This is a genomic window from Cryobacterium sp., assembly GCF_025463825.1.
In the GTDB taxonomy this organism is placed as follows: Bacteria; Actinomycetota; Actinomycetes; order Actinomycetales; family Microbacteriaceae; genus Cryobacterium.
The window spans coordinates 45,829-61,295 of sequence record NZ_JAODBG010000055.1 but is presented as its reverse complement, the minus strand read 5'-3'; the positions used below and the strand labels follow the sequence as shown (position 1 = coordinate 61,295).

12 protein-coding genes are annotated in these 15,467 nt (G+C 69.2%); 4 read left to right on the top strand and 8 right to left on the bottom strand.

From position 1 onward, the window contains the following. The first annotated feature begins 20 nt into the window (after positions 1-20). The 3 genes from JWP54_RS06830 to JWP54_RS06820 all read left to right on the top strand — a co-directional run bounded on the left by JWP54_RS06830 (position 21) and on the right by JWP54_RS06820 (position 4,725). A complete protein-coding gene (locus tag JWP54_RS06830) occupies positions 21-3,422 on the top strand; it encodes an error-prone DNA polymerase (RefSeq protein WP_297369313.1) in 3,402 nt (1,133 codons plus the stop codon). Positions 3,423-3,432: 10 nt separating this feature from the next. Continuing rightward, on the top strand, positions 3,433-4,275 hold the full coding sequence (locus JWP54_RS06825; RefSeq protein ID WP_297369310.1) for a DUF3097 domain-containing protein: 843 nt from the start codon (positions 3,433-3,435) through the stop codon (positions 4,273-4,275). Between the two features lie 246 nt (positions 4,276-4,521). Beyond that, the gene (locus tag JWP54_RS06820) at positions 4,522-4,725 is read left to right on the top strand and encodes a cold-shock protein (protein ID WP_035840308.1); all 204 of its coding nucleotides are present in this window, start codon (positions 4,522-4,524) and stop codon (positions 4,723-4,725) included. A gap of 232 nt (positions 4,726-4,957) precedes the next feature. Here JWP54_RS06820 and araA read toward each other — a convergent pair whose 3' ends face one another. The 6 genes from araA to JWP54_RS06790 all read right to left on the bottom strand — a co-directional run bounded on the left by araA (position 4,958) and on the right by JWP54_RS06790 (position 12,529). Beyond that, complete coding sequence (araA, locus tag JWP54_RS06815) at positions 4,958-6,466, bottom strand: L-arabinose isomerase (RefSeq protein WP_297369423.1); 1,509 nt, start codon at positions 6,464-6,466, stop codon at positions 4,958-4,960. 8 nt (positions 6,467-6,474) lie between these two features. Next, positions 6,475-7,185, bottom strand: a complete 711-nt coding sequence (locus JWP54_RS06810; RefSeq protein ID WP_297369263.1) for an L-ribulose-5-phosphate 4-epimerase — start codon at positions 7,183-7,185, stop codon at positions 6,475-6,477. 31 nt (positions 7,186-7,216) lie between these two features. Next, positions 7,217-8,881: a xylulokinase gene (locus tag JWP54_RS06805; RefSeq protein WP_297369260.1), complete on the bottom strand. Its 1,665-nt coding sequence runs from the start codon at positions 8,879-8,881 to the stop codon at positions 7,217-7,219. 89 nt (positions 8,882-8,970) lie between these two features. After that, positions 8,971-9,984 carry a LacI family DNA-binding transcriptional regulator gene (locus tag JWP54_RS06800; RefSeq protein WP_297369257.1) on the bottom strand — a complete coding sequence of 338 codons (1,014 nt, stop codon included), beginning with the start codon at positions 9,982-9,984 and terminating at the stop codon, positions 8,971-8,973. 56 nt (positions 9,985-10,040) lie between these two features. Then, positions 10,041-10,520 carry an Lrp/AsnC family transcriptional regulator gene (locus JWP54_RS06795; RefSeq protein ID WP_265401035.1) on the bottom strand — a complete coding sequence of 160 codons (480 nt, stop codon included), beginning with the start codon at positions 10,518-10,520 and terminating at the stop codon, positions 10,041-10,043. Positions 10,521-10,585: 65 nt separating this feature from the next. After that, positions 10,586-12,529, bottom strand: a complete 1,944-nt coding sequence (locus tag JWP54_RS06790; RefSeq protein ID WP_297369248.1) for a DEAD/DEAH box helicase — start codon at positions 12,527-12,529, stop codon at positions 10,586-10,588. A 56-nt stretch (positions 12,530-12,585) separates the two neighbouring features. Between JWP54_RS06790 and JWP54_RS06785 the strand changes: the two genes are divergently transcribed. Beyond that, positions 12,586-13,401: an SGNH/GDSL hydrolase family protein gene (locus JWP54_RS06785; RefSeq protein WP_297369244.1), complete on the top strand. Its 816-nt coding sequence runs from the start codon at positions 12,586-12,588 to the stop codon at positions 13,399-13,401. 8 nt (positions 13,402-13,409) lie between these two features. Here JWP54_RS06785 and JWP54_RS06780 read toward each other — a convergent pair whose 3' ends face one another. Beyond that, a complete protein-coding gene (locus JWP54_RS06780; RefSeq protein ID WP_297369238.1) occupies positions 13,410-14,633 on the bottom strand; it encodes a D-alanyl-D-alanine carboxypeptidase in 1,224 nt (407 codons plus the stop codon). A 9-nt stretch (positions 14,634-14,642) separates the two neighbouring features. After that, positions 14,643-15,464 (bottom strand): RNA methyltransferase, encoded by an 822-nt coding sequence (locus JWP54_RS06775; RefSeq protein WP_297369235.1) that lies wholly within the window; start codon positions 15,462-15,464, stop codon positions 14,643-14,645. Positions 15,465-15,467: the final 3 nt, after the last annotated feature.

Here is a 15,467-nt window from a genome sequence, read left to right as displayed (position 1 = left end):
CGACAGGGAGCAGCGACCTCATGGGATTCGATAACCCGCCCATTCCCTGGTCGGAGCTGGAGCGGAAGCTCTCCGACCGGCGTCCCGGCGGGCCGCCTCCGGAGGCCGACGGCGGTGACAGTCCGGCCTGGTCCCGGCATCGGCAACCGTATGCCCCGCCGGCACCGCCCTACCGGCACCAGACAGCGGTCGTCGGCTATGCCGAGTTGCACTCCCACTCCAATTTCAGCTTCCTCGACGGCGGCAGCTCGCCCGAACGCCTGCTCGAGGAGGCCGGCGAGCTCGGCTTGCACGCTCTGGCACTGACGGACCACGACGGCCTGTACGGGGCCGTCCGCCTCGCCGAGACCGCGGAGAGCTATCCGGAGCTGCGCACGGTCTTCGGAGCCGAGCTCTCGCTCGGCCTGGACCGCCCGCAGAACGGGGTCGCGGAACCCGAAGGCACCCACCTGGTCGTGCTCGCCAGGGGGCAGGAGGGCTACCACCGCCTTGCCACGGCCCTCACCCGTGGACAGCTCGCCGGGGGCGAGAAGGGCCGGCCGGTGTATGACATCGACGAGCTGGCCGAACTCGCCGGCGGGCAGTGGGTCATCCTCACGGGGTCGGGATCCGGTGCGGTGCGCCAGGCGTTGCGCAGGGACGGGGAGACGGCCGCGGCCCGCGAACTGGACCGGCTGGTCTCGGTGTTCGGCCGGGGCGCCGTCCAGGTGGAACTCTTCGACCACGGCCGCCCCCAGGACACCATGACCAACGACACCCTGGCCGCCCTGGCGGACCAGGCCGGACTGCCCGTGATCGCCACCAACAACGTTCACTACGCCCGGCCGGACGACTTCGAGGTGTACTCCGCCCTGGCAGCGGTGCGCGCCCAGCGCAGCCTGGACGACATGGACGGCTGGTTGCCAGGGGCGGCGACTCAGCACCTGCGCAGCGGCGCTGAGATGGCAGCCCGCTTCCGTCGGTACCCGGGGGCGGTTGAACGCACCGTGCCGCTCGCCGACGAACTCGCCTTCTCGCTGCGCCGTGCCAGGCCCCGGCTCCCCCGGCAACATGTGCCGGAGGGGCACACACCCATGAGCTGGCTACGCCACCTGGTCTGGGCCGGCGCCGAGCGGGCCTACCCGGGCTACAACGCGAACGTCCGGGACCGGCTGGAGAAGGAACTCGCGGTAATCGAAGCCAAGGACTTCCCCGGCTACTTCCTGATCGTGCACGACATCGTCCAGTTCGCCCGGCGCAACGGGATTCTCTGCCAGGGCCGGGGATCTGCGGCCAACTCGGCGGTCTGCTTCGTGATCGGCATCACCGCGGTCGACTCCATCTTCTACCGGCTGCCGTTCGAGCGGTTCCTCTCGAGCCTCCGCGAGGAGGAGCCCGACATCGACGTGGACTTCGACTCCGACCGGCGGGAGGAAGTGATCCAGTACGTCTACGAACGCTACGGTCGCCAGAACGCCGCCCAGGTCGCCAACGTGATCACCTACCGGCCCAAGGTCGCCGTGCGTGATATGGCCAAGGCTCTCGGATACAGCACGGGCCAACAGGATGCCTGGTCGAAGCAGGTGGAACGCTGGGGCTCGGCCGTGTCCAGCCCCGACCATGACATTCCCGACGGCGTCGCCGACCTCGCCGGCCGGGTGCTCGGGTTCCCGCGCCATCTAGGCATCCACTCGGGCGGCATGGTGCTCACCGACCGGCCCGTCGGGGAGGTCTGCCCGATCGAGCACGCCCGTAAGGAAAACCGCACCGTGCTGCAATGGGACAAGGACGACTGCGCCTGGATGGGCCTGGTGAAGTTCGACCTGCTCGGCCTGGGCATGCTCGCAGCCCTGCAGTACACCTTCGACCTGGTCGACGGCTCGCTCGGCGAATCCTGGAGCCTGGGCAGCATTCCCCGGGAGGAGGCCGGGGTCTACGACATGCTCTGCCGGGCCGACTCCATCGGCGTGTTCCAGGTGGAGAGCCGAGCGCAGATGGGCACCCTGCCGCGCCTGCAGCCACGCCGCTTCTACGACCTTGTGGTGGAAATCGCCCTCATTCGGCCCGGCCCCATCCAGGGCGGCGCCGTGCACCCGTACATCCGCCGCAAGCTCGGCCAGGAACCGGTGACCTACCTCCATCCGAAACTCGAACCGGTCCTCGAACGCACGCTCGGCATCCCGCTCTTCCAGGAGCAGCTCATGCAGATGGCAATGGCCGTCGGCGGCTGCACCGGCGAGGATGCCGACCTGCTCCGGCGCGCCATGGGTTCCAAACGCGGTGTCGAGAAGATTTCCAGCCTGCGCGCCACCCTCTACGAGGGCATGGCCGACAACGGCATCACCGGGAACCTCGCCGACGAGATCTACGAGAAGATCGAGGCGTTCGCCAACTTCGGGTTCGCCGAGAGCCACTCGATCAGTTTCGCCCTGCTGGTCTACGCCAGCGCCTGGTTGAAGCTGCACTACCCTGGCGCCTTCCTCGCCGCCCTCCTGCGGGCCCAGCCGATGGGCTTCTACTCCCCGCAATCGCTGGTCGCCGACGCTCGCCGGCACGGTGTGCGCGTGCTCCGCCCCTGCGTGCAGCGGTCCGGCGCGCACGCGGTTCTCGAAGCCATCGAAGACGCCGCCGCCGGGCCGACCGGACGGACCGGCTGCCTCGACCACGACCAGCCGGTCGTCCCCGACTATGACCGGAGGCTGCCCGTCGATGACTCGGGCCACCGCAGGGATGCCGGCCTGGCCGTGCGACTCGGCCTGGCGGATGTGCGCGCGATCGGCGCCCGGGTGGCGGAGCGGATCGTGTCGGAACGGGAGGAGTTCGGTCCGTACCGGTCGATGAACGACCTCGCTCGGCGCGCCGGGCTGAACACCGAACAGCTCGAGTCCCTGGCCACCGCGGGCGCCTTCGAGAGCCTGGGGATGGCGCGCCGCGAGGCGCTGTGGACCGCCGGAGAGGCCGCCGCGGACACCGACCTGCACCTGCGCGGGTCGCTGGAGACCGTGCAACCCCCGCTACTGGCGCTGATGACCCCCGTGGAACAGGTCGCCTATGATCTGTGGTCCACCGGGGTGTCCACCGACGACCATCCCATCCGGCACGCCAGGGCCGCGCTCCGGGCGCGCGGCGCCCTGGCCGCGAACCAGCTGGCAGCGAGCGAAAGCGGCCGCCGCATCGAGGTCGGCGGCGTGGTCACCCACCGGCAGCGCCCGGCCACCGCCAACGGCGTCACCTTCATCAACCTGGAAGATGAAACGGGAAACGTCAACGTGGTGGTCAGCGTCGGCGTGTGGACCCACTTCCGCCGGATCGCCCGCGAATCTCCCGCGCTGATGATCCGCGGCATCCTCGAGCGCTCCCCGGAAGGCGTCGTGAATCTCATCGCCGACCGGTTCGAACCGCTCACCGTGGCGGCTTCCACGCCATCCCGCGACTTCCGATAACGTCGATCCAGTGAACGATGACAGATACTCCCAGGACGTGCTCTTCGACGGCTGGAAGGACGCGGGCCGTCGGGTCGTGCCGCACCAGGAGGCCGTGCGCGACTTGGTCGTGGAGGAGGTGGCCACCGGGTTCTGCGGTGCGGTGATCCGGGTGGAGAAGAAGGTCGTCACCCTCGAGGACCGGCACGGCAAGCTCCGGCTGTTCCCCCTCGGCGCGGGATTCCTGGTCGACGGGCAGCCCGTCGAGCTCGTGAACCCGACCATGAAAACTCCGGCTGCCCGGGCCCGCACCGCGTCGGGTTCCGTGGCTGTGGCGAACGCCCCGGCGCGCGTGGCGCGCGCCAGCCGGATCTTCGTGGAGGGCCGCCATGACGCGGAGCTTGTGGAGAAGGTCTGGGGCGCGGACCTGCGCATCGAGGGCGTCGTCGTGGAGTACATCGAGGGGGTCGACAACCTGGCCGAGCTCCTGGCCGGGTTCAAGCCCACTCCGACCCGCCGGGTCGGCGTTCTGGTCGACCACCTGGTGCCGAACTCCAAGGAGAGCCGGATCGCCGACGCGGTGGCCCGCGGACCATACGGCAAGAACGTTCTCGTCGTCGGCCATCCGTACGTCGACGTCTGGCAGTCGGTCAAGCCGGCCCGACTGAATCTGTCGGCCTGGCCCACCATCCCGCGCTCCATCGAGTGGAAACACGGCATCTGCGCGGCCCTCGGCTGGCCGCACGACGACCAGGCCGACATCGCCCGCGCCTGGCAACGGATCCTCGGCCAGGTGCGCACCTACGCCGACCTGGAACCCGCGTTGCTTGGCCGGGTGGAGCAACTGATTGACTTCGTCACCGTCGAACAGTGACCTCACCGGCGGATTTGAGCATTTTTGTCAAATTTCGTAACACTTTGATTCTCTTTTCGCACAGATCTCCACTTGAACCGAGCGATGTGAGCTAGTGTTGTCGCAGTAGTTGTAGTGCTTGCACGTCTAGAAAACGCATTGACTCCGGTCGGTGCGCGCTTATTCCTTTCGGAAGCGGACGACGAATACCGCGACGAACGGCCTCGACAGTCGGGGCTTTTCTAACACTCCTGGAGGAGTTTCAAAATGGCAACAGGTACCGTGAAATGGTTCAACGCTGAAAAGGGCTTCGGCTTCATCGCTCCCGACGACGGAAGCGCCGATGTCTTCGCGCACTACTCCGCGATCGCTTCGAACGGCTACAAGTCGCTCGACGAGAACCAGAAGGTCGAGTTCGAGGTAACCCAGGGCCCCAAGGGTCCCCAGGCCGAGAACATCCGCGCCCTCTAAATAGAGCCGCGTCAGCTACACACAGCTGTCAACAACGCCTCCGCTTCGGCGGGGGCGTTGTTTTTTAAAGCGCGGACCCACAACTGTGCCCGCTGCGGACTTGTGCACCCGGCACACCGGGCACAGTTGTCCGCACCGGGCACAGTTGCCGCGGGCGGCAGCACACAGCCCCGGTGGTCCGGCTCCGGAGCGACTCCCGAACCCGACCACCGGGGCTGTGTTCAATCGTGGGCTAGATGCCCTGGGCCAGGCGGTAGTACGCCGCGTTCCACTTGACGTCATTGGCGAAGCCACGCTTGGTGGTGTTCTCGTCAATGATCAGCAGCTCGGTGCGGGTGATCTCGGCGAAGTCCTCCCACGCCTCGATGCCGACGGCGGTGGACAGCACGGTGTGGTGGGCTGCTCCGGCCGTGATCCAGGCGGTGGCGCTCGTCGCGAGGTCGGGGGCCGGCTTCCACACGGCGCGGGCCACGGGCAGGTGCGGCAGCGGTGCGGGCAGGTCGATGACCTCGACCACGTTCGCGGTGAGACGGAAGCGGTCGCGCATGTCGGACAGGGCGACGACTACGCCCGCGCCGGCGTCGGTGTCGAAGACCAGGCGCACGGGGTCTTCCCGGCCGCCGATGCCGAGCGCGTGGATCTCCAAGCTCGGCTTCTTCGTGGTCAGCGACGGGCAGATCTCGAGCATGTGCGCACCGAGGATCGACTCTTCGCCCGGGACCAGGTTGTAGGTGTAGTCCTCCATCAGCGAGGCGCCACCGGGCAGGCCGGCGCCCATGACCTTCGCCGCGCGGATGAGGACGGATGTCTTCCAGTCGCCCTCGCCGCCGAAGCCGTACCCGTCGGCCATCAGCCGCTGAACGGCCAGGCCGGGGAGCTGCCGGAGGCCGCCGAGGTCTTCGAAGTTGGTCGTGAAGGCACTGAAGCCGCCCTCTTCGAGGAAGGACCGCAGGCCGAGTTCGATCTTGGCGCCGTAGCGCAGCGACTCGTGGCGGGCACCGTCGGGCTTGAGCTCCGGTACGACGTCGTACGCCTCGAGGTAGACGGCGATGAGGTCGTCGACGTCGGACTCGCTGGCGGCATCCACCCGCTCGACCAGTTCGTTGACTCCCCAGGTGTTCACCGAGACACCGAACCGGATCTCGGCCTCGGTCTTGTCACCCTCGGTGACGGCGACGTTGCGCATGTTGTCGCCGAAACGCGCGAGCTTCAGGTTGCGCACGGCGGCGGCGCCGCTGGCCGCACGGGTCCAGGTGCCCACCTGCACGGCGACGGCGGGGTTCGACACGTGGCCGACGACGGTCTTGCGGGGGATGTTCATCCGGCCCGCGATATAGCCGAACTCCCGGTCGCCGTGGGCGGCCTGGTTCAGGTTCATGAAGTCGAAGTCGATCTCGGCCCAGGGCAGCTCGACGTTGGCCTGGGTGTGCAGGTGCAGGAATGGCTTGGCCAGGGCGTCCAGGCCCCGAATCCACATCTTGGCGGGGCTGAAGGTGTGCATCCAGGCGATGACGCCCACGACGTTCTCTGCGGAGTTCGCGTCGATCATCGCGCGGCGGATGGCCTCGGAGTCCTTGACGACGGGCTTCCACACGATGGTGACCGGGATGTCGCTGGACGCGTTGAGCTGGTCGACGACGTCCTGGGACTGCTCGGCGACCTGGCGCAGGGTGTCCTCGCCGTAGAGGTCCTGGCTGCCGGTGAGGAACCAGACCTCGTTCGCCTTGAGGTCGGGGATGATCGAGTTAGTCACTTCAGTGCTCCTTTGGGGTCTTGGCCGTACACGTTCTGGTAGCGGTCGAACAATGAGTCGATCGCGGTCTGGGGAATGGGGAGGCTCGCGCCCAGCTGGCGGGAGATGTGCACGGTCTTGGCGACGTCCTCGGCCATCACGGCGGCCTTCACGGCGTCCTTGGCGTTCTTGCCGATGGTGAACACGCCGTGGTTCTGCATCAGCACGGCGCGTGAGCGGTGGCCGGCGAGCGTCGAGACGATGCCCCGGCCGATGGACTCGTCCCCGATGATGGCGAACGGCCCGATCGGGATCTCGCCGCCGAACTCGTCGGCCATGGCGGTGATCACGCAGGGGACGGCCTCGCCGCGCGCGGCCCAGGCGGTGGCGTAGGTGGAATGCGTGTGCACGACACCGCCGACCTCCGGCATGTTGCGGTAGACGTAGGCGTGCGCCGCGGTGTCGCTGGAGGGGCTCCGGTCGGACCCGGGAGTGCCGGCGATGACCGTACCGTCCAGGTCGCAGAGGATCTGGTTCTCCGGGGTCAGGTCGTCGTACTCCACGCCGGAGGGCTTGATGACGAACAGGTCGGCGCCGGGCACCCGGCCCGAGATGTTGCCGCCGGTCCAGATCACCAGCCCGTACTTGGTCAGCTGCGCGTGCAGCGTGGCGACATCGATGCGGGTGCGAGCGATCGCCGCCTCGATGTCGGGAGAATAGCCAGTCATGGGGTGATTCCTTTCGGGAGGGCGGGACAACTCAAGAGAGAGTGTCGACTGCGGTGCGTTCGATGGCGAGACCGGCGGCGTAACGGTCGAGGTATGCGGTGAAACCGGCCACGTCGAGCGGGTCGGCGGGGGTGGTGTCGAATTCCGCGTCCCCGAAGACCCGCTCGCGGAGGTAGCCGTCGAGGTCCAGGTCGGAACCGGCCGAGACGGCCGCCGTGTACGCGGCCAGGACCGCGATGCCCCAGGCGCCACCCTCGGACGCCGTCTCGGCGACGGAGACCGGCGCGTTCAGGGCGCCGGCGAGGAATCGCTGTGCGACGCCGGCGGTCCGGAAGAGGCCGCCGTGCGCGAACATCGCATCGAGTTCGACGCCCTCGTCGGCGAGCACCCGCATGCCCAGGCTGAGCGTGCCGAACACACCGTACAGCTGGGCGCGCATGAAGTTGGCGAGGGTGAGCCGGCTGTCGGGGGTGCGCACGAAGAGCGGCCGGCCCTCGGTGAGTCCGGCGATCGGCTCACCGGCGAGGTGGTTGTAGGCCAGCAGGCCGCCGGCGTCGGCATCGCCGACCAGGGCCTCCCTGAACAGGGTGTCGAACACGGTGTCGCTGTCGAGCGCGGTTCCGGCGGCCGTGGCGAAGCGGCCGAACATGCCCGCCCAGGCGGCGAGCTCGCTGGCGCCGTTGTTGCAGTGCACCATTGCGACGGGGTCGCCGGCCGGGGTGGTGACGAGGTCGAGTTCGTGGTGCACGCTGGCCAGCGGGTGTTCGAGAACGACCATCGCGAAGATGCTGGTGCCGGCGCTGACGTTGCCCGTTCGCGGGGCGACGGAGCAGGTAGCGACCATGCCCGTGCCGGCGTCGCCTTCGGGCGGGCAGAGCACGGCGCCGGGCTGCACTGCGCCCGATGGGTCGAGCAGCGCCGCGCCCGCCGGGGTGAGCGCACCAGCGGGCGCGCCGGCGACGAGCACCTCCGGCAGCAGCCGGGCCAGGTCCAATCGGGGGGCGGACTCGGCGACGAGCGCGTCGTACCGGGCCAGCAACTCGGCGTCGTAGTCCTTGGTGGCGGCGTCGATGGGGAACATGCCGGAGGCATCGCCGACGCCGAGGACCTTGCGGCCGGTGAGCCGCCAGTGCACGTAGCCGGCGAGGGTGGTGACGAAGTCGAGTTGCGGAACGTGCGGTTCGGAGTCGAGTACGGCCTGGTGCAGGTGGGCGACGGACCAGCGCAGCGGGATGTTCACGCCGAACAGCTCGGTGAGCTCTGCCGCCGCGGGACCGGTCGTGGTGTTGCGCCAGGTGCGGAACGGCACCAGGAGCTCGCCGGCCGCATCGAAGGCGAGGTAGCCGTGCATCATCGCCGAGACGCCGATCGCGCCGTACCCGGTGAGGCGTACGCCGTACTGCTTTTCGACGTCGGCGAGCAGGGCGGCGTGGGCCGATTGGATGCCGGACCACACCTCCTCAAGCGAGTAGGTCCAGACCCGGTCCACGAACGCGTTCTCCCACTCGTGGCTGCCGACCGCCAGGACGTCGGACGGGGTGTCCCCGATCAGGCAGGCCTTGATGCGCGTGGAGCCCAGCTCGATTCCGAGGGAGGCGCGCCCGGCGAGGATCGCGTCCCTGGCCGCCGTCTGTCGATCGGTGGCGGGGGGCGGCGTGGCGACGAAATCAGTGCTCGCGGCGGCGTGCTCAGTCATGGCGCGGGACTCCTTTGGCTCGTATGTGATCGATCACATGAACGACCACTCTGACGAGTGTACGGCACAACGTGCCGGCGCCGCATCGATCAACGGCGTGGCGGAGCCGTCGAGGCCCGAACGATCAGCTCGGGCTGCACCGACGGGGCGGCGTCACTCTCCCCCAGCAGCAGGGCGACGGCGCGACGCCCGGCCTCGGCGAGATCCTGCCGGACGGTGGTCAACGGCGGGTGGTAGTACGCCGCCTCGGGGACGTCGTCGAAGCCGACGATGCTGAGGTCCCCCGGCACCTCCAGCCGGGCGGCCGTGGCGGCGCTGAGTGCGCCGAGCGCCATCTGGTCGTTGCCGGCGAAGATCGCAGTGACGCCCTGGTCGAGCAGGGCGGTCGCCGCCCGGTAGCCGGATGCCGCGCTCCAGTCGCCGGACGCGATGAGGTCGGCTCCGAGCCCGTGCTGGGCCAGCTCGTCCCGGAAGCCGGCGAGTCGCTGCGACGCGTCGAGCCACTCCGGAGGGCCGGCGATGTGCCCGACCCGGGTGTGCCCGAGTGCCACGAGGTGTGCGGTGGCCAGGCGCGCCCCGACCACCTGGTCGAGTTCTCGCGCGCCGGGGGTTTCGGGACCGCTGGCCTGCAGCGTGACGAAGGGAATCCCGATGGACAACGCGGAGAGGGCCGCCAGCACCCGGGTCTGCGGCGCCACCACCACGAGTCCCTCTGCGGCGAGGTTCGCGAGGTGGTTGACCGCTTCGTTGACCGACAGGGGGTCGAGGCCATCCGCGTTGGCGATGGTCACGCTGTAACCCCGACCGCGCGCGGCGGTCTCCGCCGCGGCAACGCTCGATGCCGGCCCATATTCGCCGCTGGACGTCGAGAGGATGCCGATCATCCGCGAGCGGCTCGAGGACAGAGCGCGCGCCGCAGCGTTGGGCCGGTAGTTCAGCTCCCGCATCGCCGTGAGCACCTTCTGCCGGGTGGCGTCCCGGAGGCTGGGGTGGTCGTTCAGCACCCGAGACACCGTCTGATGCGAGACCCCGGCGACCTTCGCCACGTCGAACACGCTTGCCGCGCGCGGCCGGGGGTCCTCGGGGTCGGAGTGAGCAGTCATGTCTCGATTATCGCGGTGTCGCCGGGCCTGGTGGGCCAGGTGGGGGCTGCCGGTGGTTACTTGACCAGGTCCTGCCAGCCGTCGCCGTCCACGTACTCGAAGATCAGGTTGGTCTCCGTGTGGGCCACGGCCGGATGTTCGGCGAGGTGCTCCAGGACGAAATCACGAAGGTCGGAGGCGTCCGCGGCGGCGACGTGCAGCAGGTAGTCATCAGCGCCCGCCGTGTGGAACAGTCCGATCACGCCGGGCCAGTGCGGTGCGGCGTTGCGGAAGTCGTCGATCTGGTCGCGCACGTGCTTCGCCAGCCGCACCGAGATCAGCGCCTGCAGCGACGCACCCAGCGCGGCCAGGTCGATGTTGGCCCGGTAACCGCGGATGTGGCCCAGCTGCTGGAGCCGGCGCAAGCGCAGGGACACCGTCGACTCGGCCACGCCGATCTCGGCGGCCAGTGCCGCGCCGGAGGCTCGCGCGTTGACGGAGAGCGCGCGGAGCAGGGCGCGGTCTACCCGGTCGAGATCCGCTTTTTTGGAATCCATGCTCGCCCTCTTTCGTTGCGAGTCAGTTTATCGACCCTTCTGCGACCTCGATACCGGTCAACGCATCAGCTGCGGCCGAGGCGGCGGCGGAGAAGGTCGATCCGCTTCTGGATCTGGGTGACACTGGCCTGCGCCACGGCGGGGCCGCCGCACAGCCGCCGAAGCTCGGCGTGCACCATGGCGTGCGGTTCCCCCGACAGCTTGGACCACATGCCCACAAGACTGCCCAGCAGCTTCCGCTGCTCCTTGAGCGTGCGGTAGAGCGGTATCTCCTCCTCGGGGGCGCCCTCGACCGCGGCGGCGGCTGTGCGCCGCTCAGAGCCGCGTTTGGCCTGCTTGTGCTGGCGCTGGCGCAGCAGCTCGGACACCTGCTCGGGCTCCAGGAGGCCCGGGATGCCGATGAAGTCGAATTCCTCGTCGGTGCCGGGTTCGGCGAGTTCGCCGAACTCGTCGCCGTTGAACATGACCATGTCGAACGTCGCCTGCGAGTCCAGCGCCTGCCAGGTGAATTCTTCGCCCAGCTCGTCCGAGGCCTTGTCGGACTTGTTCGCGGCCGCCACCATGGCGTCCTCGGGGTTGTACATGCCGTCGTCGCCGTCGTCGCGGTTGCTGCGGTCGAGGGCGTGGTCGCGCTCAAGCTCCATGGCGTTGGCCAGGCTGAGCAGGCCCGGAACGTTGGGCAGGAAGATCGACGCGGTCTCACCGCGGCGGCGGGCGCGCACGAACCGGCCGATGGCCTGCGCGAAGAACAGCGGAGTGGACGCGCTCGTGGCGTAGACCCCGACGGCGAGGCGCGGCACGTCGACGCCTTCGGACACCATCCGGACCGCGACCATCCAGCGCCGGGTGTTCTGCGAGAACTCGTCGATCCGGTCGCTGGATTCCTTCTCGTCGGAGAGCACGACGGTGACCGGCTCCCCCGAGATCTCCTCGAGGATCGCCGCGTAGGCGCGGGCGGTGGTCTGGTCGGTAGCGATCACCAGTCCCCCGGCGTCGGGGATGCTGTGCCGGACCTCGGTGAGGCGGCGCTCCGCCGCCCGTAGCACGGCGGGGATCCACTGGCCGCTGGGCTCGAGGGCGGTGCGCCAGGCCTGCGAGGTGATGTCCTTGGTGTTGCCCTCGCCGAGCTTGGCCTCCATCTCGTCGCCGGCCCGAGTGCGCCACTTCATGTGCCCGGCGTAGACCATGAACATGACCGGCCGCACCACCCCGTCCTCCAGGGCGCGACCGTAGCCGTAGTTGTAGTCGCTCTGGGACAGTCGGATTCCGTGCTTGTCGGGCAGATAGGTGACGAACGGGATCGGTGAGGTGTCGGAGCGGAACGGGGTACCGGTCAGCGACAGCCGCTTGGTGGCCGGGTCGAAGGCCTCCCGGATGGCGTCGCCCCAGCTCAGCGCGTCGCCGCCGTGGTGCACCTCGTCGAGGATCACCAGCGTGCGGCTGCTCTGGGTGAGTTCGCGGTGCAGGGCCGCGCGGGTGGCCACCTGCGCGTAGGTGACGGCGATGCCGTGGTAGTGGCTGCCGTAGCGGCCGTGGGCGTTCTTGAAGAACGGGTCGAGCCGGATGCCGGCGCGGGCGGCGGCATCCGCCCATTGGCGCTTGAGGTGCTCGGTGGGCGCGACCACGGTGATGCGGTCGATCACCTTGCGGGCGCGCAGCTCGGCGGCCAGGCGGAGCGCGAAGGTGGTCTTACCGGCACCGGGGGTGGCGGCGGCGAGGAAGTCGCGGGGCTGGTGCTGGAAGTACGCCTCGAGCGCCTCGGCCTGCCAGGCCCGCAGCTTGCTGGCGGTGCCCCAGGCGGCGCGCTCCGGGAACGACGGGGACAGGTGCTCGGCGGCGCTGGTGCCGGCCGGTCCCCGGTCCGGGCCGTAGACCGGCGGTGTGCCGACGTCGTCTGCAAGTACGTTGTCGCCCATAAGGAACAATCCGGGTTCGGTGGTTCCCGAATTCGAGGGCTCCCGGTTCGAGGGTTCCCGGAACGAGGATCCGAAGTCAGGTGCAGTAGTCACTTCATAAGAACCTACCAAGTCACGACGACTCTTGCCGGACGGGGCAGAATGATCAGATGACGAGGCAGCAGCATCCGTGGTCCCGCTACGTCGCTGTGGGCGACTCCTTCACCAAGGGAGTGGGCGACGCCGAACCGGCCAGCCCGGGCGGCAACCGCGGCTGGGCGGACCGGGTCGCCGAGATGCTCAGCCTGGGCTCGGACGATTTCGCGTATGGGAACCTTGCCGTGCGCGGCAAGCTGATGAATCAGATCCTGGCCGAGCAGGTGCAGGCCGCGTTGGCCCTGCACCCCGACCTGGTCACCATCTCCGCCGGTGGCAACGACGTGCTGCGCCCGGGCAGCGACCCGGATGCGATCGCGGCCCGGCTCGACGAAGCGGTCCGGCTGCTCGGCTCTGACGGCGCCACCGTGGTGGTGTTCACCGGCATCGACGTGCACTTCTCCCCCGTCTTACGGGGCCTCCGGGGCAAGGTCGCGATCTACAACGAGAACATCCGGGCGATCGCGACCGCACGCGACGCCATCGTGGCGGACATGTGGTCGCTCACGGCGACTCAGGACGCGCGGATGTGGGCGCCGGACCGGCTGCACCTGAATCCGCTCGGGCACCACACGGTGGCCCGGATGGTGCTCGACACGCTCAATGTGCAGAACCCCCTTGAGCCGTTGGTGCCTGAGCCGATGCCGGGAACCACCTGGCGCCAGGCGCGCACCGAGGACCTCGCCTGGGCGAGGGAGTACCTGGTGCCGTGGGTGCTGCGCCGGGTGCGGCACCAGTCCTCCGGTGACCACATCCTGCCCAAACGACCGGCGGCGGATCCGGTGACCCGGCTGGATGATCCGGAGCAGCCGGCGGAACTTCTCGGTTAGGGCTACGCCTAGACCTCGCCGGGGTGGGTCCAGCGCCAGAACGGCCCGGGATCGCTGATCGTCGTGTCGAGCACCAGGGGAACGGTGAGCGTCTCGGCGCCGACGGTGACGTCGACGCTGCCGACGGAGTCGCCCTTCTCGCCCAGGTCGACGCTGTCCACGTCAACGGAGGTGCTGATCGGCGTGTCGGACCAGACGACGGCGGAGGCGGCCGTCTCAGCGACGGCCTGCCCGGACTGGCCCCACGGCGTCGTGTAGCTGCCGAAGGCGGTGCCCGCGGCGACCAGCTCCACCTCGCGGAAGCCCGGCGTCACGCTGTCGACCAGGGTGAGGATGGTCTGGTTCAGTTCCGGATGGCTGTCGCCGCCGAGCACCACGCCCACCACGGTCACGGAGGTCTCGCCGACCGGCACGTCCACGGCAAAGAGCAGGCAGGCGCCCGCCTCGTCGGTGGTCCCGGTCTTGATGCCGGCGACCCCGTCGGTGCCCAGCAACTTGTTGGTGTTGATCACGGTGCCGACGGTGGGGATGTCGGCGGTGGGCATGGACACGATGTCGGCCAGCACCGGGTTCGCCACCACCAGTTTGCCGATGGCCACGAGGTCGGCCGGACTGCTGACGCTCTCGGCGGAGATACCGCTGGTGTCGGCGACGGTGGTGGCCGTCAGGTTGTTCGCGGCGAGGAAGTCGGCGGCGGCATCGAGGTAGGCGTCGACCGAGCCGAACGCCCACACGGCCAGCGACACGCTGTAGTTGTTCGCGGAGGGCAGCAGCATGGTCTCGAACGCTTCACGCTGGGTGAGGACCATGCCGGACACGACCGGCGCGACCGAGCCGTTTTCGGCGATGGCGTCGTAGTAGATGTCGACGTCATCGTCGGTGAAGGTGATGTCCGGCCCGAGGTCGTCCCCGGTCAGGGGCTTGGCCTGCAGGATCACCAGGGATGTCACCATCTTGGTGATGCTCGCGATCGGCATCGGTTCCTGGTCGCCGCTGGCGGCCAGGACCCCGTCGTAGCCCACCGCGCCGATCGCACCGGCTCCCCCGGCGGGCCAGGTCGGCGAGACGGCCGGTTGGGTGAGGGCGGCGGGCTCGGCCAGCGTTGCAGCGGACGCGGAGACCGGGGCGAGGCCGGATGTGGTGAGGTAGGCGATCGTCGCGAGGATCACGGCGAGGGCGCCGAAGAATGCGATTCGCCGACGGTGGTAGACCTGACGCCGGGTGAGAGACATTCGAGAAGTCTATCGACGCGCGTCTGAGCAGGCCCGCAGGGCGTAGAGGGCGACGGCACTGGCGGAGGCCACATTCAGCGAGTCCACGCCGCGCAGCATCGGAATGGTGACCACGGTGTCGGCGGCGGCCAGCGCGGTGCGGCTCAGGCCGTCACCCTCGGTTCCGAGGATCAGGGCCACCCGCTCCGGCGGGTCGGCCGCGAAAGTGTCCAGCGACACGGCGTTGTCCGCCAGGGCGAGGGCGGCCAGGTGGAAACCGTGCTCGTGCAGCACCGGTCCGGCCTCTGACCACTCCGGCAACCGGGTCCACGGCACCTGCAACACCGTGCCCATGCTCACCCGGACGCTGCGCCGGTACAGCGGGTCGGCGCAGCGCGGCGTGATCAGCACCGCATCGGCGCCGAGGCCGGCGACCGAGCGGAAGATCGCGCCGACGTTGGTGTGATCGACGATGTCCTCCAGGATCACGACGCGCCGGGCGTCGCGGATGATGTCGGCCACTGAGGCGAGGTCGGGCCGGTGCATCGCCGCGAGGGCCCCCCGGTGCAGGTTGTACCCGGTCAACTGCTCAAGCAGGCCGGCCGACCCCACGTAGATCGGCACGTCCGGCCAGTCGGCGAGGAGGCGCCCTGCGTCGGGTAGCCACTGCTCCTGTACCAGGACCGACCGGGGTCGGTGCCCGGCGGCTATCGCACGCCCGATGACCTTCGCGGACTCGGCGATGTACAGGCCGTTGGCCGGTTCGCTGACCCGGCGCAGTGCCACATCGGTCAGCCGGGAATAGTCGGTCAGGCCCGGCTGGTCGAGGTCGGTAATCGGAACGATCTGCACGGA